18 protein-coding genes are annotated in these 25433 nt (G+C 59.7%); 5 read left to right on the forward strand and 13 right to left on the reverse strand.

From position 1 onward, the window contains the following. Positions 1-133 precede the first annotated feature (133 nt). On the reverse strand, positions 134-526 hold the full coding sequence (gene rpsI, locus AC0J41_RS21405; protein WP_003228056.1) for a 30S ribosomal protein S9: 393 nt from the start codon (positions 524-526) through the stop codon (positions 134-136). A gap of 14 nt (positions 527-540) precedes the next feature. Beyond that, positions 541-969 carry a 50S ribosomal protein L13 gene (gene rplM, locus AC0J41_RS21410; RefSeq protein ID WP_003228062.1) on the reverse strand — a complete coding sequence of 143 codons (429 nt, stop codon included), beginning with the start codon at positions 967-969 and terminating at the stop codon, positions 541-543. A gap of 245 nt (positions 970-1214) precedes the next feature. Here rplM and AC0J41_RS21415 point away from each other — a divergent pair, with 245 nt between their 5' ends. Continuing rightward, entirely contained in the window at positions 1215-2255 is a 1041-nt protein-coding gene (locus AC0J41_RS21415) for an NADP(H)-dependent aldo-keto reductase (RefSeq protein ID WP_025109301.1), read from the forward strand. A gap of 101 nt (positions 2256-2356) precedes the next feature. On the opposite strand, the gene AC0J41_RS21420 is transcribed toward AC0J41_RS21415, so the two are convergent. Next, positions 2357-3493, reverse strand: a complete 1137-nt coding sequence (locus AC0J41_RS21420; RefSeq protein ID WP_003228064.1) for an acyl-CoA dehydrogenase family protein — start codon at positions 3491-3493, stop codon at positions 2357-2359. Between the two features lie 250 nt (positions 3494-3743). On the opposite strand from AC0J41_RS21420, the gene AC0J41_RS21425 reads away from it, so the two are divergent. Beyond that, complete coding sequence (locus AC0J41_RS21425) at positions 3744-4640, forward strand: GlxA family transcriptional regulator (protein ID WP_473016030.1); 897 nt, start codon at positions 3744-3746, stop codon at positions 4638-4640. 196 nt (positions 4641-4836) lie between these two features. Here AC0J41_RS21425 and zapE read toward each other — a convergent pair whose 3' ends face one another. From zapE to AC0J41_RS21440, 3 genes are all read right to left on the reverse strand, one after another. Then, positions 4837-5931 carry a cell division protein ZapE gene (gene zapE, locus AC0J41_RS21430; protein WP_025109303.1) on the reverse strand — a complete coding sequence of 365 codons (1095 nt, stop codon included), beginning with the start codon at positions 5929-5931 and terminating at the stop codon, positions 4837-4839. 90 nt (positions 5932-6021) lie between these two features. Next, positions 6022-7377 (reverse strand): tryptophan--tRNA ligase, encoded by a 1356-nt coding sequence (locus tag AC0J41_RS21435; protein ID WP_473013549.1) that lies wholly within the window; start codon positions 7375-7377, stop codon positions 6022-6024. Positions 7378-7401: 24 nt separating this feature from the next. Next, the gene (locus tag AC0J41_RS21440) at positions 7402-8031 is read right to left on the reverse strand and encodes an alpha/beta hydrolase (RefSeq protein WP_473013550.1); all 630 of its coding nucleotides are present in this window, start codon (positions 8029-8031) and stop codon (positions 7402-7404) included. Between the two features lie 144 nt (positions 8032-8175). On the opposite strand from AC0J41_RS21440, the gene AC0J41_RS21445 reads away from it, so the two are divergent. After that, complete coding sequence (locus tag AC0J41_RS21445; RefSeq protein ID WP_007961596.1) at positions 8176-8610, forward strand: Z-ring associated ZapG family protein; 435 nt, start codon at positions 8176-8178, stop codon at positions 8608-8610. Positions 8611-8838: 228 nt separating this feature from the next. Here AC0J41_RS21445 and AC0J41_RS21450 read toward each other — a convergent pair whose 3' ends face one another. Next, positions 8839-9573, reverse strand: a complete 735-nt coding sequence (locus AC0J41_RS21450; RefSeq protein ID WP_473013551.1) for a YiaD family glycine zipper/OmpA-like lipoprotein — start codon at positions 9571-9573, stop codon at positions 8839-8841. Positions 9574-9686: 113 nt separating this feature from the next. Then, complete coding sequence (locus AC0J41_RS21455; protein ID WP_473013552.1) at positions 9687-10331, reverse strand: MBL fold metallo-hydrolase; 645 nt, start codon at positions 10329-10331, stop codon at positions 9687-9689. Between the two features lie 205 nt (positions 10332-10536). Here AC0J41_RS21455 and AC0J41_RS21460 point away from each other — a divergent pair, with 205 nt between their 5' ends. After that, a complete protein-coding gene (locus AC0J41_RS21460; protein WP_473013553.1) occupies positions 10537-14838 on the forward strand; it encodes a M10 family metallopeptidase C-terminal domain-containing protein in 4302 nt (1433 codons plus the stop codon). Between the two features lie 97 nt (positions 14839-14935). On the opposite strand, the gene AC0J41_RS21465 is transcribed toward AC0J41_RS21460, so the two are convergent. From AC0J41_RS21465 to AC0J41_RS21485, 5 genes are all read right to left on the reverse strand, one after another. Next, a complete protein-coding gene (locus AC0J41_RS21465; protein WP_025109309.1) occupies positions 14936-17668 on the reverse strand; it encodes a winged helix-turn-helix domain-containing protein in 2733 nt (910 codons plus the stop codon). A gap of 170 nt (positions 17669-17838) precedes the next feature. Next, on the reverse strand, positions 17839-19203 hold the full coding sequence (locus AC0J41_RS21470; protein ID WP_025109310.1) for a DUF1329 domain-containing protein: 1365 nt from the start codon (positions 19201-19203) through the stop codon (positions 17839-17841). 28 nt (positions 19204-19231) lie between these two features. Beyond that, positions 19232-21121 (reverse strand): DUF1302 domain-containing protein, encoded by a 1890-nt coding sequence (locus AC0J41_RS21475; RefSeq protein ID WP_473013554.1) that lies wholly within the window; start codon positions 21119-21121, stop codon positions 19232-19234. A 337-nt stretch (positions 21122-21458) separates the two neighbouring features. Further along, the gene (locus AC0J41_RS21480; protein WP_473013555.1) at positions 21459-23141 is read right to left on the reverse strand and encodes a fatty acid--CoA ligase; all 1683 of its coding nucleotides are present in this window, start codon (positions 23139-23141) and stop codon (positions 21459-21461) included. Positions 23142-23287: 146 nt separating this feature from the next. Beyond that, complete coding sequence (locus tag AC0J41_RS21485) at positions 23288-24472, reverse strand: MFS transporter (RefSeq protein ID WP_473013556.1); 1185 nt, start codon at positions 24470-24472, stop codon at positions 23288-23290. A 100-nt stretch (positions 24473-24572) separates the two neighbouring features. On the opposite strand from AC0J41_RS21485, the gene AC0J41_RS21490 reads away from it, so the two are divergent. Continuing rightward, positions 24573-25337, forward strand: coding sequence for an AraC family transcriptional regulator (locus AC0J41_RS21490; protein WP_473013557.1), 765 nt, complete (start codon positions 24573-24575; stop codon positions 25335-25337). Positions 25338-25433: the final 96 nt, after the last annotated feature.

Raw genomic sequence — 25433 nt, forward strand, 5'->3', positions numbered from 1 at the left:
CTCAAGCCTTGTAGTATAGGGGGTCTACGAATGTGGCAAGTTGTCACAGCGCAATTCTTTAATAAATCGCAGGCATAAAAAAACGCCCGGTTCCGTGAGGAATCGGGCGTTCTTTTTTGAACGTGGAAACGAATTAACGCTTCGAGTACTGCGGACGCTTACGCGCTTTACGCAGACCAACTTTCTTACGTTCAACTTCACGGGCGTCGCGGGTAACGAAGCCAGCTTTGCGCAGAGCGCTACGCAGGGTTTCGTCGTAGTCCATCAGAGCGCGAGTGATGCCGTGGCGGATTGCGCCAGCTTGACCACTTACACCACCGCCGATCACGGTGACGTAGATGTCGAATTTCTCGACAGTCTCGGTCAGCTCCAGCGGCTGACGAACTACCATGCGGGCAGTTTCGCGGCCGAAGAAGTTATCCAGCGAACGGTTGTTGATGGAGATGTTACCAGTACCCGGACGCAGGAAAACGCGTGCGGTTGCGGTCTTGCGACGGCCAGTGCCGTAATTTTGAGTCGCCGACATAATGAACTATTCCGTTAAATCTTCAGTTCTTGGGGCTGCTGAGCAGTATGAGGGTGTGCAGCGCCCGCATAGACTTTCAGCTTACGGTACATGTCACGACCCAGCGGGTTTTTAGGCAGCATGCCTTTAACCGCGGTCTCGATCACGCGCTCAGGGGCTTTAGCGATCAGCTTTTCAAAGTTGATCGACTTGATGCCGCCCGGGAAACCGGAGTGGGAGTAGTACATTTTGTCAGTGGTTTTAGCACCGGTTACACGGATCTGCTCGGCGTTGATTACGACGATGTAGTCGCCGGTGTCAACGTGAGGAGTGTACTCAGGCTTGTGCTTGCCACGCAGACGGCTCGCGATTTCGGTGGCCAGACGACCCAGGGTCTGACCAGCAGCGTCGACGACAAACCAGTCGCGCTTTACTGTTTCTGGTTTAGCAGTAAAAGTTTTCATTCTTTATAGCCTCAGGGGCCGCCCTGTAAATTAGACGGCGGATCTTACTGAATAGTGCGTACTTTGACAAGTCAAAGGCAGCCGGATACAGACGCTTTCGGGGGCTCGGGTCGGCGCGTCCGTTCAACGGCAAGATTCTTCGGCGGCGGCGCATCACTTCCACTGCAGAAAGAGGTCGGCAATTATGCAGATTGCGAAAAAATTTTCAACCTGCTTTTATGATTGTTTTGCCCAAGGAGCACCCGATGGACTATCGCCAGCTAGGCCGTACCGACCTGAACGTGAGTGCAATCTGCCTCGGCACCATGACCTGGGGCGAGCAAAACACTGAAGCTGAAGCCTTCGCGCAGATCGAGCGGGCCAAAGAGGCCGGGATCAATTTCATCGACACCGCCGAGATGTACCCGGTGCCGCCGAAAGCCGAAACCTACGCCACCACCGAGCGCTACATCGGCAATTACTTCAAGAGCCGTGGCGACCGCGCCGACTGGATCCTCGCCAGCAAGATCGCCGGCCCCGGCAACACCATCGACTACATCCGTGACAAAAACCTGCGCCACAATCGCCAGCACATCACCGCAGCGGTGGACGCCAGCCTCAAGCGCCTGCAGACCGATTACATCGACCTCTATCAATTGCACTGGCCGGAGCGCAGCACCAACTTCTTCGGCCAACTGGGTTACAAACACAAGATCGAAGCCAACCTGACGCCGCTCGAAGACACCCTTGAAGCTCTCGACGAGCAGGTCAAGGCCGGCAAGATCCGCCACATCGGCCTGTCCAACGAGACGCCATGGGGCACCATGCGTTTCCTCGCCCTGGCCGAAGCCCGGGGCTGGCCGCGTGCGGTGTCGATCCAGAACCCGTACAACCTGCTCAATCGCAGCTTCGAGATCGGCCTGGCGGAAATCGCCATCCGCGAACAGTGTGGCCTGCTCGCCTATTCGCCGCTGGCGTTCGGTTTCCTGTCAGGCAAGTACGAAGGTGGCGCCCGCCCACCGAAAGGCCGCCTGAGCCTCTACAGCCGCTTCAGCCGCTATTTCAACGCACAATCGGAAGCCGCTTGCAGCCGTTATGTGGCCCTGGCCCGCGAGCATGGGCTGGACCCGGCGCAAATGGCCCTGGCGTTCGTCACTCAACAACCGTTCGTCACCAGCAACATCATTGGCGCGACGACGCTTGAGCAACTGGATAGCAACATTGCCAGTTTCGATCTGAAGCTTTCCGACGAAGTGCTGGCCGGGATTGAGGCGATTCACCAGGATCATCCGAATCCGGCGCCTTGATCGACCGCTAAAAGCTTCGCGAGCAGGCTCGCTCCCACAGGTACAGTGATCCATTGTGGGAGCGAGCCTGCTCGCGAAGAGGCCCGCCAAGACAACGAAGATCAGAGCGACCGCGCAATGATCTCCTTCATGATTTCATTGGTGCCGGCGTAAATCCGCTGCACCCGCGCATCCGCCCACGCCCGGGCGACCGGGTATTCCCACATGAAGCCGTAGCCGCCATGCAACTGCACGCACTCGTCGAGCACCTTGCATTGCAGGTCGGTGCCCCAGTATTTGGCCATCGCCGCCGTCGGCACATCGAGCTTGCCTTGCAGGTGCAGCTCCAGGCATTTATCGACGAAGACCCGGCCGATCTGAATTTCGGTAGCCATCTCCGCCAACTTGAAGCGCGTGTTCTGGAAGTCGGCGATCGCCTTGCCGAATGCCTTGCGATCACGGGTGTAATCGAGCGTCCACTTCAGCGCAGCCTCGGCTGAAGCCAGACCACCGATCGCCACGGTCAGGCGCTCCTGCGGCAGTTCCTGCATCAGGTAGGCAAACCCTGCCCCGGCCTGCCCCAAGAGGTTTTCCTTCGGCACACGTACGTCCTGGAAGAACAATTCCGACGTGTCCTGGGCCTTCATTCCGACCTTTTCCAGGCGCTTGCCCTTCTCGAAGCCCGGCGTATTTGCCTCTACCACAAACAAGCTGGTGCCCTTGGCGCCGGCCTTCGGATCGGTCTTGGCGACGACGATGACCAGGTCAGCCAGGAAACCGTTGGTGATGAACGTCTTGGAACCGTTGATCACGTACTCGTCGCCGTCCAGCACTGCGGTGGTCTTGACGCCTTGCAGATCGGAGCCGGCGCCCGGCTCGGTCATGGCGATGGCACTGACCATCTCGCCCGAGACCAGTTTCGGCAGGTACTTGTGCTTCAGTGCCTCGCTTCCGTAATGCAGGATGTACGGCGCCACAATGTCCGAGTGCAGCGAAAAACCGATGCCGGTCAGACCAAGACGACCGACTTCTTCGATCACCACTGCGCTGTACAGAAAGTCCGCACCCAGGCCGCCGTACTCTTCCGGCAGATGCGAGCAGAGCATCCCCGCCTCCCCTGCCTTGTTCCACAGCTTGCGGTCGATATGGCCTTGTTTCTCCCATTGCGCATGGAACGGCACGGCCTCTTTTTCGAGGAAGGTTCGTACGCTGTCACGGAACAATTCGTGCTCGGAGCTGAACAAGGTTCTGGGGATCATGCGGCACCTTTCTTTCTTGTTGAAGGGATGTGTTCCTCAGAGACTAAGCCCCACTTCCGATACAGGACACTGGACACATCCGACAAAAAATAAGACGATCCAGCCGTCTGGTGACCACTTTCCCTTATAAAAACAAAACAAAAGTTGAATTATGTCCAAGCAAGTCTCCACGCCCTTGCGGCGCGTCAGCATCCTGGCAATCGACCGGGTTTTCGCATCCACTCTCATGCAAGCCAAGGATTTCTTCCATCTGGCCAGCCTGCGTTATGGCAAACAGCTGGGCCACGGCCTGACACCGGCGTTCGAAACCCGCCTGGTCAGCCCCGACGGCAAACCGGTGAACAGCTTCAGTGACGTGGTGATGCCGGTGGACGGCGGCCTGGAAAACGCCGATGTCATCATCCTCCCGGCCTTCTGGGACGATTTCGAAACGCTGTGCGGGCGTTATCCACAGATCCTGCCATGGCTGCGCGAACAGCATGCCCGCGGCGCCGTCCTGTGCGGTGAAGCCACCGGCGTCTTCTGGCTGGCCGAGGCCGGGCTGCTAAATGGCAAGGAAGCGACCACCTACTGGCGCTTCTTCAATGCCTTCGCCGAGCGTTTCCCCAAGGTGTACCTGAATCAGGACAAGCACCTGACCGACGCCGACAATCTGTATTGCGCCGGCGGCACAACGTCAGCGTGCGACCTCTATATCTACCTGATCGAACGCTTCTGCGGCGCCAACGTGGCGCAGGCCGTGGCTCGCGACATCCTTTATGAAGTGCAACGCAGCTACTCGCCGGGGCGCATCGGTTTCGGCGGCCAGAAGCTGCATCAGGACGTGATCATCCTGCAGATCCAGCACTGGCTTGAAGAGCACTTCGCCGACAAGTTCCGCTTCGAAGACGTGGCGCGCGAGCATGGCATGAGCATCCGCAACTTCATGCGTCGCTTCCAGACCGCCACCGGCGACAAGCCGCTGCACTATCTGCAGCGCCTGCGCATCGAGACCGCCAAGGGCCTGTTGTCCGGCAGCCGCAAGAGCATCAAGACCATCAGTTATGAGGTCGGCTACGACGATGCAAGTTTCTTTGCGCGGCTGTTCCGTCAGCACACCGAGCTGTCGCCGAACCAGTACCGGCAGCAGTTCCAGCAGGCAGCTTAACCTTCGGCTATACGAAGATCTCCTGTGGGAGCAGGCTTGCTCGCGAAGACGGCGCATCAGTCGACATTCATGTTGAATGACACACCGTTTTCGCGAGCAAGCCCGCTCCCACAGAGGGGTTTGTGGTGAATCCGAACGATCTTCAGCACATAAAAAAGGCCTGCATCAGCAGGCCTTTTTCATATTCGAAATCTGTTTAAGGCTTGTGCGCCCGCGACAGGAATTCGTGCGATTGCATCTCCAGCAGACGGCTGAGCGTACGCTGGAACTCGAACGTCAGGCGTCCGCCGGTGTACAGGTCTTTCAACTCGACTTCGGCAGAAATGATCAGCTTGACGTTACGGTCGTAGAACTCGTCCACCATGTTGATGAAGCGCCGGGCGATGTCGTCGGTGGTGACGCTCATCTGCTCGACACCGCTGAGCAGCACGGCGTGGAAGATCTTGCCCAGTTCGATGTAGTCGTTCTGGCTGCGAGGGCCGTCGCACAGTTCGCGGAAGTCGAACCAGGCCACGTCATCGCAGGTGCGCAGGGCACGGATTTCGCGATTCTCGATGATCAGCACATCGTTTTCGACCGCTGCGGTGCACTCTGGCGTCAGCGCACGGAAGCTCTTGCGCAGGCTTTCATGAGCGGCTTCGTCCAGCGGATAGTGGAACAGCTCCGCTTGTTCGAGGTGGCGCAGTCGGTAGTCGACACCGCTGTCGACGTTGACGATTTCGGTGTTCTGCTTGATCAGCGCGATGGCCGGCAGGAAGCGCGCACGTTGCAGACCGTCCTTGTACAGGCCGTCCGGAACGATGTTCGAGGTCGCGACCAGAGTCACGCCGTTCTTGAACAGCTCTTCCATCAGCGTACCGAGGATCATCGCGTCGGTGATGTCGGAGACAAAGAATTCATCGAAGCAGATCACTCGCGACTCGGTCGCAAAGCGCTTGGCGATGATGGTCAGCGGGTTTTTCTCGCCACCGAGGGTTTTCATCTCTTCGTGCACACGCTTCATGAAGCGGTGGAAGTGGGTGCGGGTCTTTTCCTTGAACGGCAGCGCTTCGAAGAAGGTGTCGACCAGGTAAGTCTTGCCGCGGCCCACGCCGCCCCAGAAATACAGACCCTTGACCGGCGTCTGATCCTTCTTGCCGAACAGCTTGCTCAGCAGGCCCGGCTTGTTCTGGTCAGCGGCGATCAGATCTTCGTACAGGCGCTGCAAATGACGAACAGCAGTTTCCTGCGCGGCGTCATGGAAGAAGTCCGGGCGTTTCAGATCAGCTTGGTATCGTTCTAGGGGCGTCATAATTCGTTAGCAAGGCAACAAAAACGGGCCGTCACTGTAGCGACGGCCCGTAGGAATGGCAATCAGCCCTTGGTCGGGCCGCGCCGCGGATTAGTCCTGAACCGGGGTCAGCGCAACGCGCAGGGCCTCGATGGCCGCGTCCCGCGCAGCCGCATCAGCGAAGGCCGGGCTGTCGCCGACGCACTCGCCTTCCAGCCATACGCTGAAGCTCAGGTCTTCATTGCGCACATCCAGAGGCTGGCCGGATTGCAGTTGCTTGGTCACCTGACCTGCGGTTTTGCCGTCGGCGAAGTTGCGCGACAGCAGCAGTTGCTCGCCATCGGCCGCCAGCAGACGGAAACGGAAGCTGCCATCAGCTTCACGGAAGCTGACGAAGCGTGCAGCTTTCGCGGCTTTCTTCTTGGTGGTCGCCGCCACTTGCACCTGATTGACGAACGAACGCAGGCCGACCGCTTCACGCAGTTCGTTGAGGAACGGCGTCGCCACGGCACGGGCCTTTTTCGCGCCGTGTTGCAGGATGTCTTCCAGATCAGCCGGGCGCTCGATCAGTTGGTGATAACGCTCACGGGACTCGCCCAGTTCGTTATCCAGCAACTGGAACAGACGATTCTTCGCCTCGCCCCAACCCAGGCCGCCGAGCAGTTCGCTGCGGAACTCGTCAGCCTGTGCCGGCGTGGCGAACGCCTGGAACAGAGTGAACAGGTGCGAGTTGTCCGGATCTTTCGCTTCGCCTGGCGCGCGGGAGTCGGTAACGATACGGGAGATCGCGTCCTTCATCTCTTTGGCGCTGGAGAACAGCGGGATGGTGTTGTCGTAGCTCTTCGACATCTTGCGCCCGTCGAGGCCTGGCAATGTCGCCACGCTTTCCTCGATCAGCGCTTCGGGCATGGTGAAGAACTCTTTGCCCTGGCCGAACAGATGGTTGAAGCGCTGGCCGATGTCACGGGCCATTTCCACGTGCTGGATCTGGTCACGACCGACCGGCACCTTGTGCGCGTTGAACATGAGGATGTCCGCCGCCATCAGCACCGGGTAGCTGTAGAGACCCATGGTGATGCCGGCATCCGGGTCTTCACCGGTCTCGACGTTCTTGTCCACCGAAGCCTTGTAGGCATGCGCGCGGTTGAGCAGGCCCTTGGCCGCGACGCAGGTCAGCAGCCAGGTCAGCTCGGGGATTTCCGGGATGTCGGACTGACGATAGAACGTCACGCGGTCGACATCCAGGCCACCGGCCAGCCAGGTCGCGGCGATTTCCAGACGCGAGCGCTGGATGCGCAGCGGGTCATCGCATTTGATCAGGGCGTGGTAGTCGGCCAGGAAGTAGAACGAATCGGCATTGCTGTCGCGGCTGGCGAGGATCGCCGGGCGAATGGCCCCGGCGTAGTTGCCCAGGTGCGGCGTGCCGGTGGTGGTGATGCCGGTAAGGATTCGGGTACGGTTCGTCATGGGTAATCGCTTGTCAGACTGCAATCAATTCGAGAGACGCGGCAGGATCAGATCCTTGAGATCGGTCAGCTTGCCATGAAAAAAGTGTCCGCATTCTGCCACTTTCAGCAGCTCATGGGGGCGCTGGAGTTGTTCCGACCAGTCGTAGACCAACTGCGGATCGATCACTTCGTCGGTTTCCGGCTGGATCACGGTCAGCTCGCCGTGCTGCGGCAGCTGATCCTGATCGCCCAGGCGCATCACCGCCGGCGCCACCATGAACAGGTGCTTGAGCTGCACGCCCTGCGCCTCGAGACGACCGCCGAGACTTGCCGCAACAAATCCACCGAAAGAGAAACCGAACAGGGTCAGCGGCAGATCAGGGTGTTTCTCGCGCAGCCACGCGGCGGCGGCCTGAGCATCGTCGACTTCACCGCTGCCCATGTCGTGTGCGCCTTCGCTGGCACCCACGCCACGGTAATTGAAACGCAGGGTGATCAGTCCCGCGTCACGCGCGGTACGCTGCAGGGTCGAGACGACCTTGTTGAGCATGGTGCCGCCCTGCACCGGGTTCGGGTGGCAGATCAACGCGATGCCGCGTGGCTGCTCATTATCCAGGTACAGTGCTTCAATCTGGCCGACTGGGCCGGCAATCACTACAGGGGTTTCACGCATCAGCAAGGAAGGAACTCCGTGACCTCGAATCGGGTCGACTCGTCTAGCAAATTGTCTGTGCCAATCTATTGCGAGTGAATCGCGGTATACAGCGCAGGTTCGAGCCGTTAACGTAAAGCAAAGCCGTTTATAGAGGAAGGACTCGTGGAACACTCGCTCTTAGTTTGGTTGTTACCGACTCTTGCCCTGGTTGTGGGTGTCGCCATTGGATTCCTGATCGCTCGCGTCGCACCGAATGCCGCGCCGAGCCGTACGCAGCGTCAACTGGATGATATCCAGGAGCGTTTCGACAGCTATCAAAACGAGGTGGTCACCCACTTCAACAGCACCGCGATGCTGGTCAAGAAGCTGACCCAGAGCTATCAGGAGGTGCAGGATCATCTCGCCGAGGGTGCCAACCGCCTGGCCCTGGACGAGCAGACCCGTCAACGCCTGATCGCCGCTTTGCACGCCGATGCCGCGCAGGCACCGCGCGAACGCCTGACGCCGCCGCGCGATCAGGAGCCGCCACGCGACTACGCACCGAAAGCCCCGAACTCGCCAGGCATGCTTGATGAGCACTATGGCTTGAAGAAGTAATTCAGTCTTCGCTGCAAACAAAAAGCCCCCGGACAACTCGCTTGTCCGGGGGCTTTTTTGTATCTGATGATTTTAGGGTGGGGTCGGGCGCCTTCGCGAGCAGGCTCGCTCCCACATTTTGAAATGCGTTCCCCCGTGGAAGCGGGCTTGCTCGCGAAGGTGCCGGCACAGGCCACACAAAAAAATGCCCGATCACAGGACCGGGCATTTTTTCACTCAAGCATTGAGTTACGGATACTGCTGAACCGTACCCGGCTGTTGCTGCTGACCACCATACTGCTGACCCGGAATCGCCTTCAGGTTGACCTCAACGCGGCGGTTCTGCGCACGGCCATTGACGTCACCGTTGCTGGCAATCGGGTTATCCGGACCAGCGCCACGGGCCGACAGGTTGGCACCGCTGACACCTTGCGACGTCAGGTAGGTGGCCACGCTCTGCGCACGACGCTGGGACAGGTCCATGTTGTGCTGGCGGCTGCCGGTGCTGTCGGTGTAGCCGACGATTTCGATCTGGTTCTGGCTGAACTCCTTCAACGAGCCCGCCAGGTTGTTCAGCGGCTGATAGAAGCTGGGTGCGATGTTCGCCGAATCGGTGGCGAAGGTGATGTTGCCCGGCATGATCAGCTTGATCTGATCGCCCTGACGTTGCACTTCAACCCCGGTGTTGGCCATGCTGGCGCGCAGTTTTTTCTCTTGCTGGTCGGCGTAGTAACCGTAACCGGCCGCCGAAGCACCGACCACCGCCGCGCCGATCAAGGCACCCTTGCCGCGGTTGTTGTGGTCGATGGCAGCACCCGCCAGGGCACCGGCCAGAGCGCCGAGACCACCGTACTTGGCGGCTTTGCTCATGCCTTGCGAGCCCCCATCGGCCTGCCCCTGATTGTCATACGGGTTGGGCGAGGCGCAGCCGGCCAACATGGCCACAGCGGTAGCAACAATAATCAAACGAGGCGTGGTGAACATGAAGAGCTCCTGGTTTCGCATTCTGTGTGGCAGCGGCCCTAGGCAATAGACCTTTGCGGGCGTTGGATCATGACAATGCCGAAAAATTCCGCCGCACACTCGTGACAAAATGTTTAGGCGCGCACGAACGGGTTTTCCCGCATTTCATCCCCAAGACGCGTGTCCGGGCCATGTCCGGTAATCACTGTTGCGTCTTCGTCCAGGGTGTACAGCCGCTGCTTGATCGATCGCACGATGGTCGCCTGATCGCCGCCCCACAAATCCGTGCGTCCTACGCCGCGACGAAACAACGTGTCGCCGGCAATCAACAGCTTAGCCTCGGAAAACCAAAAGCTCATGGAACCGGGTGTATGACCCGGTGTATGCAGCGCCACGCCGCAGCCGCAGGCCAGTTCTTCATCGTCGCTCAACCAGCGATCTGGCGATGGAACCGGGGTGTAAGGCACGCCGAACATCTGGCACTGCATCTCGAGGTTGTCCCACAGAAATTGATCTTCTTTGTGCAGATGCAGGGTCGCGCCGGTTTTTTCTTTCATCTGCCCGGAGGCGAGAAAGTGATCGAGATGCGCGTGGGTGTGGATGATGCTGACGACTTTCAGGCCCAGGGCATCGAGGCGCGCCATGATCAGGTCGGGGTTGCCGCCCGGGTCGACGACGATGGCTTTTTTGCTGATCGGGTCGCCGATGATCGTGCAGTTGCACTGGAGCGGGCCGACGGGGAAAGTCTCGCGAATCAGCGTTGGGCTGGATGCAGTCATGGAGAGTCCTGGACGAACGGTAGTGGGGCTTGTTTCAGAATTCTACTTCACAAGCCGATACAGATCGCCCGGTCAGTAATTTGACGCCACTAATCAGAAAAATAGTGGCCCAATGATGTCAAAGCATCTGCTTCTGGTGCAAAATCGCATTTTTTTGTAGCGGTCGCATTCAGGAAGGGCCGCAGCGCACTCAGGAAATCCCCGCATGCCTACGCCCACGACTTATACCCTCGCGTTACCTGCCAAGCTGACTGGCGTCGCTATCGTCGACAGCCTTATCGCCGGCAAATACTGGACAGGACCGAACTGGCCTTTCGGCGGGGAAACAACGCTCAGCTACAGTTTCATGGCACCGGGGACTTCGTATTTCCCCACAAGCTACAGTCCGAAAAACGAATACAACGCGCTGTATGAGCTGACGGCTGTACAGAAGACTGCAATCACCAATGCCCTGGGTGCATGGAGTGCCGTTGCCAACATCACGTTCACGCTGACCAGCGACGACATCAATAACGTTGGCGATCTGCGCTTTGGCGGCTATCGGTTGATGGACAATAAAACCGCAGCCTGGGCCTACTTTCCTGACAACCTTCCTGCTGCCGGTGATGTCTGGGTCGGCACTGAAACCAACGACCCGAACCCGGTCAACGGCACTTACGACTACCTGACGTTCGTTCATGAAATCGGTCATGCGCTGGGTCTCAAGCACCCGTTCGATACCAGTGCAGCCAACAAGACGCTGTTGACGCCTGCTCTGGATGACGTTCACTTCACGGTGATGAGTTACAACAGCAACTATTCCTATCAGCCGACGACGCCGATGGTGCTGGACATCCTCGCGATCCAGAGCCTTTATGGCGCCAATACTGCCTGGCAGACCGGGGACAACGTCTACAAGTGGGCGCCGGATCAGTCAATTTTCGAAACGATCTGGGATGCCGGCGGGAACGACACGATCGATGCCAGCAACCAGCTCGCCTCCGTCAGCATCAATCTCAACGAAGGCGCTTACAGCAACATTGGCAAAGCCTTCGTCGATCTCACGTCCCAAACCGCGATCAACGATGGGCTGGCCATCGCTTATGGCGCCAAGATAGAAAATGCCATCGGTTCGAACTTCAATGATGTGCTGATCGGCAATGCCCTGAATAACGTACTCAACGGCGCCGGCGGCATTGACACCATGGCCGGTGGTGCAGGCAACGACACTTACATCCTCGACAATGCCGCTGAGCTGGCGTTGATTTACGAGGATACCGATCCGGGTCGCGACCTGCTGACAATTACCTACGCTGCCGGGCCCCTTACCAACGTCGTCGATCTGAACCAGGCAAACCTTGTCAACGTAGAAAGCGTTCGGATCACTGGCGCCGGCGCCTTCGCCCTGCAGGGCAACGCACTGGACAACAAGCTGTTCGGCAATACCGGCAATGACTGGCTTGACGGTGGCGCGGGTGCCGACACCCTCACCGGCGGTGCTGGTGACGACACATACGTGGTCGATAACTATGGCGATGTCGTCGTCGAACTCGCCGGCGAAGGCCGCGACAAGGTCATGACCACGCTCACCTATGGTCTGGGCGCCAATATCGAAGACGGCCAGTTGATGGGCAACGCCGCCCTCAACCTGAGCGGCAACGAACTCGACAACGTGCTGATCGGCAACGCCGGCAATAACATCCTCAATGGTGGCGCCGGTGTCGACACCATGATCGGCGGCGCCGGCAATGACACTTACAACCTGGATCAGGCGGCTGAACTCGCTCTCGTGCAAGAAGGTAATGATCCCGGCCGCGATCTGCTGCTGATCAACTACGCCGCTGGCCCTTCGACCAACGTCGTCGATCTGAATCAGGCAAACCTGATCAACGTGGAAAGCGTGAGGATCAACGGTGAGGGTGCGTTCTCCATGCTGGGCAACGCTCTCGACAACAAACTGTTCGGCAATGCCGGCAATGACTGGATCGACGGAGGTGGCGGCGTCGACACCCTCACTGGCGGTGCCGGTGATGACACCTATGTGGTGGACAACTACGGCGACATCGTTGTCGAGCTTGCTGGTGAAGGTCGCGACAAAGTCATGGCCTCGATCAACTACACCCTGGGCGCCAACATTGAAGACGGCCAACTGCTGGGTGATGCCGCCCTCAACCTGACCGGTAATGATCTCAATAACGTGCTGATCGGCAACGCCGGCAACAACATTCTCAATGGTGGTGCCGGCGTCGACACCATGATCGGCGGGGCCGGCAACGACACCTACAACCTGGATCAGGCTGCCGAGCTGGCGCTCGTGCAAGAAGATGCCGACGCGGGCCGCGACCTGCTGAACATCTACTACGATGCAACACAAAACAGCGTCATTGACCTGAACCAGAGCAACCTGCAGAACTTCGAAAGCGTTCGCATCAATAGCTCGGGCGCCTTTACTCTGTTGGGCAACGCACTGGACAACAAATTGTTCGGCAATGCCCAGGCCAACTATCTGGATGGCGGTGCCGGGAGCGACACCCTCACTGGTGGCGCAGGCGATGACACTTACGTGGTCGACAACATCGCAGATGTCGTCGTCGAGCTGGCAGGCGAAGGCTATGACAAGGTCAAGTCCTCAATCAGCTACACGCTGGGTGCCAACCTCGAGGAAGGTCAACTGCTGGGCAGCGCCGCAATCAACTTGACCGGCAACGAGCTGAACAACGTGCTGACCGGTAACGACGGCAACAACACCCTCATCGGTGGTGCAGGCAATGACACGCTCAATGGCGGAGCCGGCATCGACACCATGATCGGTGGCAGCGGCAATGACACCTATATCCTCGATCAAGCGGAAGAACTGGCACTGATCCAGGAAGCGGACGAGACCGGTCGGGACCTGCTGGACATCCAGTACAACGCAGCCCAGAACGCCGTGGTCAATCTGTCCCAGAGCAACCTGCAATACGTCGAGAGCGTGCGCCTTACCGGTGCGGGCGCGTTTACCGTGACCGGCAATGCCCTGGACAACAAACTGTTCGGCAACGCCGATGCCAACGTTCTGGACGGCGGCGCAGGCGTCGACACCCTGACGGGGGGCGCCGGTGATGACATCTACGTGATCGACAACATCGGTGACACCATCGTCGAGCTGGCGGACGAAGGTCGAGACCAGGTCAAATCGTGGATCAGCTACACCTTGGGGGCCAACCTCGAAGACGCGCAACTGCTCGGCAGTGCAGCGCTCAACCTGACGGGCAACGCACTGGATAACGTGCTGATCGGCAACGACGGCGACAACATCCTCAATGGTGGGGCCGGCATCGACACCATGATCGGTGGTGCGGGCAATGACTCCTACTTCCTTGATGACTCCTCGGAGCTGTCGCGAATCCAGGAGAATGCCGATGGCGGGCGAGACCTGCTGACAATCGAATATTCGACTGACAGAAACAGCAGCGTGATCAACCTCAACGCGTCCAATCTGCAAAATGTGGAAAGTGTGCGGGTCCTGGGTGCCGGGGCATTCTGGGTGATGGGTAACGCCTTGGACAACAAACTGTTCGGCAATGCCTACGACAACACCCTGGACGGCGGGGCCGGCAACGATGTACTGGACGGCGGTGCCGGTGCCGACAGAATGAACGGTGGCGCTGGCGATGACATTTACATTGTCGACAACGTCAACGACACCATTCAGGAAACCCCGTGGGATGGTCACGATCTGATCAAGACCTCCGTGAGTTACACACTGTCCTACAGTGTCGAAGACGGCCTGTTGTTGGGAAGTGACGCGCTCAATCTGACCGGCAACGATCTGGACAACGTGTTGACCGGCAACAGCGGCAACAACGTGCTGGATGGTGGCACCGGCATCGACACCATGATCGGCGGCGCGGGTAATGACACCTACATTCTGGATCAGGCTGCCGAGCTCGCCTTGATCCAGGAAGGTAATGATCCTGGCCGCGACTTGTTGAGCATTCAGTACAACGCGAAACAGAACAGTGTGGTCGATCTGAACCTGAGCAATCTGCTGAACGTGGAAAGCGTACGGATCAACGGCACTGGCGGTTTCAGTGTGCTCGGCAACGGCCAGGACAACAAATTGTTCGGCAACGCCGATGCCAACTACCTGAGTGGCGGTGCAGGCAATGACCAGCTCGATGGCGGAGCCGGCAATGATATTCTGCTCGGCGGCGGCGGCAAGGACACCCTGATCGGTGGTGCCGGCAGCGATCAGTTTGTCTTCAGCAACTTGAACGAAGTGGGAACCGGAAGCCTGAGTGACGTCATCAATGACTTCAACAGTCTGGAGGGCGACAAGATCGACCTGAGAATGTTTGACGCCAACCTGTTGCAAGACGGCCTCAATGCGTTCTCCTTCATCGGCTCTGCCGACTTCACCGGCGCCGGCCAACTGCGTTTCGTCGATCATGTGCTGTCGGGCAACGTCACCGGGCACGCCGGTGCGGACTTCGAGATCCAGTTGGTGGGTGTGAACAGCTTCAGCGCCAATGACCTGATGGCCTGATTCCTCCCCGCCGCACCTGCTTGCAGGTCAGGCAACAAACAAAACGCCCCGATTTATTCGGGGCGTTTTTGTTTGCTTCGGTGTAGCGCTTCAAGGCTCAGGTCAACATCCCCATTTCCTTGGCGCGCGCCACCGCCTGCGTGCGTCGCTCAACCCCCAGTTTGCTGTTGATATGGCTGGCATGGGTTTTCACCGTGTGCAGCGAGATAAACAACTGCTCGCTGATTTCCTGATTCGAACAGCCCTGGGCAATCAAACGCAGCACTGCCAGTTCGCGACTGCTGAGTTGTTCGGCCGCCGCGGACTCAATGACCGGCCGTGCTGGCACCTGCGGAAAATGCGCCAGCAACTGCTGTCCCGCAAGCGCCGGTGAGTTGTGCAATTGGCTGCGCAACCAGTCCGAATGCTCTCTGAGCAGGGCGTCAAACGGCTGCATCACGCCGCCAGCCGCCGCTTCCAGCGCCTGGCCCAACGCCCTGCGCGCCTCGGGTTCGCGGCCATTGCCCAGCAGCAACATCACCTTCTGCGCCAGCGCCATCACACACAGCAACTGCCGACCGGTTTGCTGACCGTTTTCCAGCAACACGTTCAACCGCCCTTCCGCGAGCATCGGCTGTCCCTGAATCACATCGAGCAACGCCTGTTGCAACTCGACGTGCAATGGCAGTTGTGGATGAAACTCGGGGGGTGCCGCTGCGCGTTCGCCGGTGTAGGTCTGGCCCAGTCGCGCCAGCCAGGCTTCAGCCAGATCGGTGCGCCCTTGCGCCAGCCACAGTTCGCATTTGACCAGGGTGATCATCGCCAGATAGTAGATCGGCGGCACGTCCCAGATGTGCATCAGGCGTTCAGCTTCGGCGAGTTCGGCGAAGGCCTTGGCAAACTCACCGGCGCTACCGTCCAGACGGGCGATCACGCAGTGGCCGATCAATACGCTGATATCGCGGCAAGCCCGCGCTTCTGCCAGGCCAGTCAGCAATCGAGCCCGCGCCTGCTGGGGTTGCAAGCGCATGGACAACAGAAAACCTTCATACAGCGTCAGTCGCGCACGTACCGCGTACAAACGTTGCGGGGACAAACCACGCAACCGTTCCAGGCCCTGATGCACTTCATCCAGCGCACGCAGAATTTCCCCGCGCGCCTGCAACACCCGCGCCCGGTCGTAATGCGCCAGCGCCTCGAACAACGGGTTGCCGACGCGTTGCGCCAGCTCGAGGGATTCTCGATTCAAGCCCCGGGCCCGCCACAGGTCGCCGTCGGCAATCGCCAGATTGGATAACGTGGACAGGCACATCAGCCGTTGCCCATAACGCTTGACCGGCAGGCTTTCCAGCGCCTCGCTGCAATAGCGCTGGGTCAGCTCACGATGCCCGCGCCCACGGGCGATGATTCCGCTGAGCGCCAGCCACTGCGCGAGCATCGACTTCTGCGCGGAGGCCGAGGGTGCCGGCAGGAAGCGGCTCAGATGACTCGACAACTCTTCGGCAGCATCGAGCTGACAGGCCAGCCCCAGCGCCCAGCTGTACAGCACGATCAACCGAGGCGTGCTGATCAGCAGGCTGTCGGGCAAGTCCATTTTCCAGCGTAACAACATGCCGACGTTCTGCTCGGCGAGCAGTTGTTCCTCGGACAGGTTCTGCACCAGATTCGCCGCCACATCCAGATGCCCCGCGCGCAAGGCCTGCTCCACCGCTTCATCCAGCAAGCCTTGGGCGTTGAACCAGCGGCAGGCACGCAGATGTAATGTCGCGGCGGGCACCAGAGTCTGGGCCACGGGTCGGCTGCGTAGCAGATCGGAAAACAGATGGTGGTAGCGATACCAGTGACCGTGCTCGTCCAGTGGCACCAGAAACACCTGATGCGCCAACAGAAACCGCAGGATCTCGGCGCTGTCATGGGCTTCGCGCACTGCATCGCACAGTTCGCTGCAGAAACGCTCTTGAGGCGCGGTGTCATAAAGAAATGACTGTACCTCGGCCGGCAGGCAATCGATGACTTCTTCCAGCAGGTAATCGCGGATCAGCCCTTCCCCGCCGTTCAGTGCCGGTGGCAACGCCGCCTCGCTGCCGGCCTCGGAGACCGCGAGCAACCAGAAGCGCAACCCGGCCACCCAGCCCTCACTGCGCTGGATCAGGTTCTCCAACGCCTCGCCGCGCAATGAACTGCTGTGCCGATCGAGCAGCGTCAGGGCTTCATCATGGGTCAGGCGCAGATCCTGCTCATGCAGTTCGAGCAACTGGCGTGACAGGCGCAGGCGCGCCAGATGCCAGTCCGGGCGCTGGCGACTGGTGACCATGACCAGCAAGCCGTCGGGCAAATGATTGAGGAAAAACTGCAGGCAACGGTCGAGTACCGGCCCTTGGGCGAGATGGTAATCGTCGAGCACCAGCAACAGCGGCGCGGTCGGTTGCAACTGCAGCGCCAGCTCATCGAGCAAACCGTCGAGCCATTCTTCGAAGGCAAACGGCTGATGGCGCTGGCGCATTTTCAACAGCCCGAGCGCGCGACTGCCCAGGTCTGGAAAGTAGTCCTGCAGCCCTTCCAGCAACCGTTCGAGAAACCGTCCCGGGTCGTTATCCCGCGGGCTGAGACCTAACCACAGGCTCTGCCAGTGCGCTGGCAGGCTCTGACAAAACTCCACCGCCAGCGAACTCTTGCCGAAACCTGCAGGTGCGCAGACCAGCAACAGACGTCCACCGAGTCCGGCGCTCAGGCGTTCACACAGACGCGGTCGCAATACGTAGCCGTCAGGCAACGGCGGGCGAAAGAAACGCCCGTCCAGTGTCGCGACGGCAACGCTTGCAGGACCCGGTAGCGGGGACAGATCAGTCATGGCCGGCTCTTGTTTGAATGGCTGTTGGCGGCGTAGCAGATGTCCGCAGACTAGCCTTAAACGGCGTGCATATGAAGTTGTTGCTACAAATGGCTACAAAATCGCAACGCAAAAAAAACGCCCCGAACCAGTCGGGGCGTTTTTTCGAGGATGCGGCCTCTGGTGACAGCTTAGCGGATACCGTCCTGGCCCAGGTTGCCCGGCTGGAATTCGCTCTTGGTGGCAGAGAAGCCGAAGTCATACGCCGATTTCTCTTCGTTCTTCATGCCCAGTGCCAGGTAGCGGCCCGATTGCAGGTCGTACAAGGCTTCCAGCGCGTACCACGGCACTTGCTTGTCGTAGTAATCCTCGGCATGCGCCTCGGCCACACGCCACAGCTGACCGCGACCGTCGTAGTGGTCGATGACGGCTGCCTGCCAGGTGTCTTCGTCGATGTAGAAGTCACGTTTGGCATAGATGTGACGCTGACCCGGTTTCAGGGTTGCCACCACGTGCCAGACACGACGCAGCTCGTAGCGAGTCAGGTCCTGGTTGATATGACCAGCCTTGATGATGTCGGTGTACTTGAGGGTCGGCGAGTCGATCTTGTAGCTGTTGGAGGCAATGTAGATTTCTTTCTTGCCTTCAAGCTTCCAGTCGTAGCGATCCGGTGCACCGTTGTACATGTCCAGGTTGTCGGAGGTACGCAGACCGTCCGCGGCAGTACCCGGGCCGTCATAGGACACTTGCGGTGCCTGACGCACGCGGCGCTGACCGGTGGCGTAGACCCACGCCTTGCGCGGCTCCTTCACCTGGTCGAGGGTTTCGTGCACCAGCAGCACGGTACCGGCCAGACGCGCCGGTGCGGTCACTTTCTGCTTGAAGTAGAACAGGATGTTGCCCGGGTTGGCCGGATCGTAGTCCTTCATCTTGTCGCGGAACACGAACTGATCCTGGAAATACACCAGGCTGAACGAGCCGTTGGTTTGCGGCGTCGCCTGGGTCACCAGACGGGTCACGCTGCCACCGCGATAACGGGTGATGTGGTTCCAGATCACTTCCAGGCCACTTTTCGGAATCGGGAACGGCACGGCGGTATCGAAGTTTTCCAGACCGTTGCCGCCAGCGACCAGATTGGTGGTGGTGGCGTTTTTCTTGATGGCGGCGAACACGTCATCCGGCACGGTCGAGCCGCGATGGGACGGGTAGACCGGCATTTTGAAGGTGTCCGGGTAGCGCTTGAACATCGCGTACTGGCCCGGGGCGAGCTTGTCCTTGTACTGGTCGACGTTCTGCGCAGTGATGGTGAACAGCGGTTTTTCACTGCCGAACGGATCGGACAGGAAGCCCTTGCTGTCGACCGTGCCGGCATTTTTCGGCAGCGGTTTCCAGGCCGGGATCGAACCGTCGGCGTTACCGGCCATTTCGGCGCCCATCGGGGTCAGGCTCTTGCCCAGCTTGTCGGCTTCGGCGGCGGGAACGGCCGCCATGACGCTGGTCGCCAGCAACGACAATCCCAGAACACCGGCGTGGAACAGACTCTTTGTTATTTTCATATGTATGTTCGTCCTGAAAAAACTCTGCTTAGAAGTTCACGCCAACGCTGAGGGCAACGAAGTCACGATCATCCACTGTGCTGTAGTCGCCACCAAAGAAGTTGGTGTAGGCCAGACTCGCGGTGTAGGTGTTCTGGTATTCGGCATCCAGACCGAGGCTGATGGCCTTGCGACCTTCCTCGAAGTTGCCGCCAGGGCCTGGCGAGTAACCTTTCACGTCATGGGACCAGGCCACGTTCGGCTTGAGGTTCACACCGGCGAACACGTCGCTGTAATCCCAGATTGCACGAGCGCGGTAGCCCCAAGAAGTGGCCGTGGTGAAACCGTCGTTGTTGCAGTTGCTGGAAACGTTGTCGCGCGAAGCCCCTGGGCCGGCACCGTTGATGGTGGAGGTGTTAAGGATCTGCGAGCAGGTGTTGAGGCCACCGGTCGATGGCAGCTCACCCGGGCCGAACACTGGGTCGCGGCCGTAGCGGGCTTCGGATTTGCTTTCCAGCCCACCGACGTGGGTCACGCCGACTTCACCCACCAGGGTCAACCGGTTGGCGCCCATCACCTGATCGAAGAAGTGCGTCAGGGTGGTTTGCAGCTGGGTGATTTCCTTGCGGTTGTAACCGTGCAGGTCCTGCCCCGGCACACCGTTGAGAATCGACGCGTTGGTCAACGCCCCGCCCAATGGACGTACGCCGGCAAACAGAATGTCGGTGGAGTTCAACTGCACCGGGGCATTCGGCCGGTAGCTGACCTCGCCGCTCCACGCCGTACCGGTAGGCAGGGTGGTGGAGAAGCTCAGGCCGTAGAGGCGAATGTCCTCAGGGTATTCGATGAAGTATTCCGAGTTGCCCGCGACCACCAGCGGCCCCAGTGCCTGGAATGGACCTGGCAACGCCTTGACGCCGTTATAGATCGACTGAGGCGCACCGGTGGCGCTGAAGATCGGCGCACGGCTGTGATAGTTCATGAAGTAGGCGCCGAACTCGGTGGCCAGCGGATCGAACATGTACTTGGCGGAAACGCCCCACTGCCCGCTGTCACGCGCGTTGCGGTTTGGCGAACGGCGCACCAGCACACCTTCTTCGTTGACATCGACGCCAGCGTTGGCCAACGGGCCGAGCGCAATGCCCGGAATCGTCGAGCGTTTGTTCAGCACCCGCAGGTTGTCATCGCAACCGGTGGTCACGATGTCCGGCTGCGAGAAGAATGTGCCGCAGTTGTCGGTCACGGTCTTCTGCCAGTCGATCTGATAGAAGCCTTCGGCCGAGAGGTTTTCAGTGATGCTCTGGGACACGTAGAACATGTTGACCGGGATCAGGCCTTCCTTGATCTCGGCACCTGGACGACGGAACGCGGAAACGTCGATCGGGTTGATCGAGTTGATACCGCCACCAATGAAGGTACTTTCACCCCAGTTCACCACCTGCTTGCCCAGACGCACCGAACCCGGCTCATCGGCAATCGAGTAGTTGTGGTAAACGAAGGCGTCGAGGATCTGCCCGCCGGAAGAGCGCGCCGCGACATCGCGGTTGTGGTTGCTGACGTCCTTGTATTCCAGGTCCTGATTCTGCAGCGCGAAGTCGTACCAGTATTTGCCCCGGACGAAGACCCCGGTGTCGCCGTATTTCAATTCGAGATCATGGATGCCCTTGAAGATCTTCGAGAAGGCCTGGCCGCTCTTGAAGTTCAGGTGACCGTTGTCGGAGGTCTGGGACAAGCCCTTGCCGCCGTTGTTGACACCAATAAGATCCTTGTTCGGCTGCTGAGTCGAGATACTCATGCCCAGGGAGAGCGAGGAGTCGAACTGACCTTCGATTTCACCGACGTTGAAACTGACGCCGAATGCGGGCCCGGCGAGCGTAGAGGCAAGACTGACGGCCAGAGGCAGTTTAGCCCGGCGCCAGAACTGGTTTACTGATGTCATCGACGCTACTCCATGTGCATTATTGTTATGGCAGTGAGTACTTTTAAAAACGCCTGGAAGACCGGGAGCCAGTAGCCGCCCGACGTCACTCCAAAGTTGCATCGCCCCGTGTTGTGCGTGTGCCCCGTTCTTAAAAATCCTTGAGCGGACTATAGCCAGCAGGTGGTACTGCTTGATCCCTCTAAAGTGTGATTTGCAGCTGCCGGCCACTCTGGAACAGTCCTTTCGCCAGTCCGACACATGTCGGCCCCGCAAGGATGGCTGAAAATTCGGATTTAACAAGCCAAGCGCTTGCTTGGTGGGGCTGGCGCGCCGTTTTCGGCGCGCCAGCAGACGCTCAGAGCGTCGAGAGGAAGGTGCTGTTGTTGGCCTGCCATTCGGTGATGTCGAGGCGGATGCGCTTCTTGTCGAGTTTGCCGACACTGGTCTTGGGAATTTCAGTAACAAGGGCGATCTGGCTCGGAATCGCCCACTTGCTCAGGTGCCCCAATTCCACGAACGGCTTGAGGTGTTCCTTGAGCTCGCGTGCGCCGATCTCGTGCCCTTCACGGATCACCAGCAGCGCAAACGGGCGCTCGCCCCACTGCGGATCGGCAATCCCCACCACTGCTACTTCACGTACCGCCGCGTGACGGCTGATCAGGTCTTCGAGGTCCAGCGAGGAGATCCATTCGCCGCCGGTCTTGATCACGTCCTTGATCCGGTCGCGAATGTCGATCACGCCCATGCTGTCGAGCGTCGCCACATCACCGGTGTGCAACCAGCCGCCGGCCCACAGCTCGGCGCCCTTCTGCGGCTCGTTGAAATAGCCTTCGGTGAGCCACGGCGCACGCAACACCAGTTCGCCCTGGGTTTCGCCATCGGCGGGCAGGAAGTTGCCTTCGCTGTCGACGATCGCCGCTTCCACCAGCGGCCCCGGCACACCGGCCTTGATCCGGTAAGTGGTGCGCTCGTCTTCGGTGCCGGCCATCAGTTCGTCGTTCAGGTGCGCACACGACACCAGCGGCCCGGTCTCCGACATGCCGTACGCTGCCGTCAGCTGAATGCCCCGGGACTTGGCGGTTTCATACAGCGTACGGTTGAGCGCACTGCCGCCGATGACGATTTTCCAGCCAGCGAAATCGGTGCCTTGCGCGCCTTTGGCATTGAGCAGCATCTGCAGGATGGTCGGCACGCAGTGGGAGAACGTGACCTTCTCCTTGCGCCACAGCTCGACGAGGAATTCGGGGTCGTAACGCCCCGGATAAACCTGCTTGAGCCCGAGCATGGTCGCCACGTAGGGCAGGCCCCAGGCATGCACGTGGAACATCGGGGTGATCGGCATGTACACGTCGTTGGTGCCGAGCAGGCGTACGCTGTCGATCGCCCCCATGATGGTCGACACGCCCATGGTGTGCAGTACCAGTTGCCGATGGGTGAAATACACGCCCTTCGGATTGCCGGTGGTGCCCGTGGTGTAGAACGTGGTGGCGACCGAGTTTTCGTCGAAATCCTGAAAGTCGTACCGCGGACTCGCGGCGGCCAGCAGTTGCTCGTATTCGCCGACCAGGTTCGGCAACTCGGCAGTCTTTTCCGGCAGATCGGTCAGCAGCAGGGTGTTCTCCACCGTGGTCAGGTGCGGTGCGATGGCCTGGTACAGCCCGACGAACTCGCTGTTGACCAGCACAAAGCGGTCCTCGGCGTGGTTCATGGTGTAGAGGATCTGCTCCGGCGACAGGCGCACGTTGATGGTATGAATCACGGCGCCGATCATTGGAATGGCGAACATACATTCCAGGTAGCGATGGCTGTCCCAGTCCATCACCGCCACGGTGTCACCCGCCTTCACACCGGCCGCCGTCAACACGTTGGCCAGTCGCGCCACACGCTCGATCAGGGTCGGATAGCTATAACGCAACTGGTCTCGGTAGATGATCTCGCGGGTTTTCTCGTAACGGGCGCCGGACATCAGCAGCCGTTTGATCAGCAATGGATACTGGTAGGCCCCATCGGCCGGGGGAATGACGCGAGTCTGCAACATATGAATCCCTTTTCTGGCTGCACGGTGTTGGCGTAGAGAGCATTACTCTAGAGCCGTTATACCCCAGCCAAATCAGCCAAAGGAATGATTTGCAGAGCCGTACAAATGCTAGCTTTGCGCCAGCATTTGCCGGTATTCAGCGTCGATCAGGCCGTTTGCCCTACAGCCGCTTCGGAGGGTGTGCGTGGGAAAACCACGGCCGCGAGGAAGGTCAATACGCCAAAGCCCGCCAGAATCAAGTAAAGCCCGACAAAACCATGGCGCGGTTCGACATAGGCAATCAGCGGAATCGCCGTCGCACTGGCACCGAACGACAGGCAGTAACGCAGGGCGAATACCCGTGACTGCCACTGCGGCGCAACGAAATTGGCGACCATCGAGTCGTTCACCGTCACCTGGCCGAACACCACGAACATGAACGCCGCACCGAGCACGATCACCGCCCAGCCATCGACATACGCCATGGCGTACAACAGCGGCGCCTGACACAGCGTCAAGACAAGAAACGGCCATTTCAAACTGACCCGGTGCAGCACCTGGCCGATGCTCAATTGCGCCACTGCCCCGAAGGCATACGCCAGGCTGACCACCACGCCAAGGGTTTGTGGCGAGGCGAACAGATCATGCAGACGCTCCTGAAACAGCTTCGGGTAAGTCATGGTCGTGGCATTGAACACCACGCCACCGGTGGCAGTGGCCAGCGCCAGCACGGTGAACACCGTGACCATCGAAATCCGTTGCCCCGCAGCGCCTTTCAGGGCGGTGTGCGCACGTTGCGGGATCGGCTCCTCACGCACCTGCCAGGCAAAGCCGACTCCCAGCACAATCGCCACCACACCCGGCAACACGAAGGCCGAACGCCAGCCGAACTGCGCCACCAGCAACCCGGTGATCAGCGCCGAAAACGCCACGCCGAGGTTGCCCCACATGCCGTTGATGCCAATTTCCCGCCCGCGATTCTGCGCGTAGGCCACCAGCATCGCGGTGCCCACCGGGTGGTAGATCGCGGCAAAAATGCCAATCAGGGTCAGCCCCGCCACCAGCATCGTCGGGCCGTTGCTCAGCCCGGTGAAGATCGCCGAGGCGCCGATGCCGAAGAAAAATACCAGCATCATCTTCCGTCGGCTCCAGCGATCGCCCAGCCAGCCGGCCGGTAGCGAACACGCGCCAAAGGCAATGAAGCCGCCCAGCGACAGCCCGATCAGCGCGGCGTAGTCGAGGCCGAAGGCCTGGGTCATGCCGAGCACGGCAGCGGGAAAAATCAGCATGAACATGTGGTCGATCACATGGGCGGCGTTGACGTAGCGTATGACGTTTCGAGATTGATTCATGGCGGCACGCTTGTGTTTGTGATGAGCGGATTGTTGTCAGCGGCCCTATGCTAAGTTGGCGAAAAAGCGCATACCTGCCAACCAGATCATTGAATCAGACATGTTAATCACCCATTTCGAACACGGCCCGGTGAGCGCCTATCCCCGGGATTATCTGGACGGCGCACACCAGCCGCTGCACCTGCACCGCGAGGCGCAGTTGTTGTATGCCGTGCGAGGGATCATGCGGGTGGTCACCGACCTCGGTGCCTGGGTGATTCCGCCGAGCCGCGCGGTGTGGATTGCACCGCATGTCGCGCACGAGATATTCATGTCCGGCGATGTGCAGATGCGCTCGCTGTTCATCGCCCCCGAGTTGTCACCACCCAGCCTGCAACAGTGCTGCGTGCTGGCGGTGACGCCGCTGCTGCGCGAGCTGATCCTGCGCGCCGTGCAGGGCCCGCCGCATGCGGACAATCCGCTGATCCAGCAATTGATGCTGGAAGAACTCGCCAGCCTGGAGTACCTGCCGCTGCACATTCCGATGCCCACTGACCGGCGCCTGCAAAACATCTGCATGGCGTTGCTGCACACACCGGATCACCCCAACACCTTGGAAGACTGGGCGCAGCAGGTCGGCGCCAGCTCACGCACCCTGGCGCGGCTGTTCCAGCGACAACTGAAGATGAGTTTCAACGCCTGGCGCCAGCAACTGCGCCTGATGGAAGCCCTGCCGCGCCTGCTCGCCGGGGACAGCGTGCAGAGCGTGGCGCGAGACCTGGGTTACGGCAGCGCGCGGGCGTTCAGCGCGATGTTTCGCCGTTTGCTCGGGGAGAATCCGCGCGAATACCTCAACACCCTGAGCAAACTCAGCGAACTTGTGTAGGAATCGCCTCGCTCCCCTCTGGGAGCGGGCTTGCTCGCGAAAGTGGTCTTCCAGTCACCTATGAAGTCGACTGATCCGACGCATTCGCGAGCAAGC

The organism is Pseudomonas sp. Arb-4-2C, from assembly GCF_055755015.1.

Bases quoted from the DNA above. Each gene is read 5' to 3' on its own strand.
- AC0J41_RS21450 (WP_473013551.1), bottom strand. From the start codon at position 9,573: ATGTTCACCACGCCTCGTTTGATTATTGTTGCTACCGCTGTGGCCATG.
- rpsI (WP_003228056.1), bottom strand. From the start codon at position 526: ATGTCGGCGACTCAAAATTACGGCACTGGCCGTCGCAAGACCGCAACC.
- AC0J41_RS21480 (WP_473013555.1), bottom strand. From the start codon at position 23,141: ATGTTGCAGACTCGCGTCATTCCCCCGGCCGATGGGGCCTACCAGTAT.
- AC0J41_RS21435 (WP_473013549.1), bottom strand. From the start codon at position 7,377: ATGACGAACCGTACCCGAATCCTTACCGGCATCACCACCACCGGCACG.
- AC0J41_RS21470 (WP_025109310.1), bottom strand. From the start codon at position 19,203: ATGAAAATAACAAAGAGTCTGTTCCACGCCGGTGTTCTGGGATTGTCG.
- AC0J41_RS21490 (WP_473013557.1), top strand. From the start codon at position 24,573: ATGTTAATCACCCATTTCGAACACGGCCCGGTGAGCGCCTATCCCCGG.
- zapE (WP_025109303.1), bottom strand. From the start codon at position 5,931: ATGACGCCCCTAGAACGATACCAAGCTGATCTGAAACGCCCGGACTTC.
- AC0J41_RS21485 (WP_473013556.1), bottom strand. From the start codon at position 24,472: ATGAATCAATCTCGAAACGTCATACGCTACGTCAACGCCGCCCATGTG.
- AC0J41_RS21460 (WP_473013553.1), top strand. From the start codon at position 10,537: ATGCCTACGCCCACGACTTATACCCTCGCGTTACCTGCCAAGCTGACT.
- AC0J41_RS21415 (WP_025109301.1), top strand. From the start codon at position 1,215: ATGGACTATCGCCAGCTAGGCCGTACCGACCTGAACGTGAGTGCAATC.
- AC0J41_RS21475 (WP_473013554.1), bottom strand. From the start codon at position 21,121: ATGACATCAGTAAACCAGTTCTGGCGCCGGGCTAAACTGCCTCTGGCC.
- AC0J41_RS21455 (WP_473013552.1), bottom strand. From the start codon at position 10,331: ATGACTGCATCCAGCCCAACGCTGATTCGCGAGACTTTCCCCGTCGGC.
- AC0J41_RS21420 (WP_003228064.1), bottom strand. From the start codon at position 3,493: ATGATCCCCAGAACCTTGTTCAGCTCCGAGCACGAATTGTTCCGTGAC.
- rplM (WP_003228062.1), bottom strand. From the start codon at position 969: ATGAAAACTTTTACTGCTAAACCAGAAACAGTAAAGCGCGACTGGTTT.
- AC0J41_RS21440 (WP_473013550.1), bottom strand. From the start codon at position 8,031: ATGCGTGAAACCCCTGTAGTGATTGCCGGCCCAGTCGGCCAGATTGAA.
- AC0J41_RS21465 (WP_025109309.1), bottom strand. From the start codon at position 17,668: ATGACTGATCTGTCCCCGCTACCGGGTCCTGCAAGCGTTGCCGTCGCG.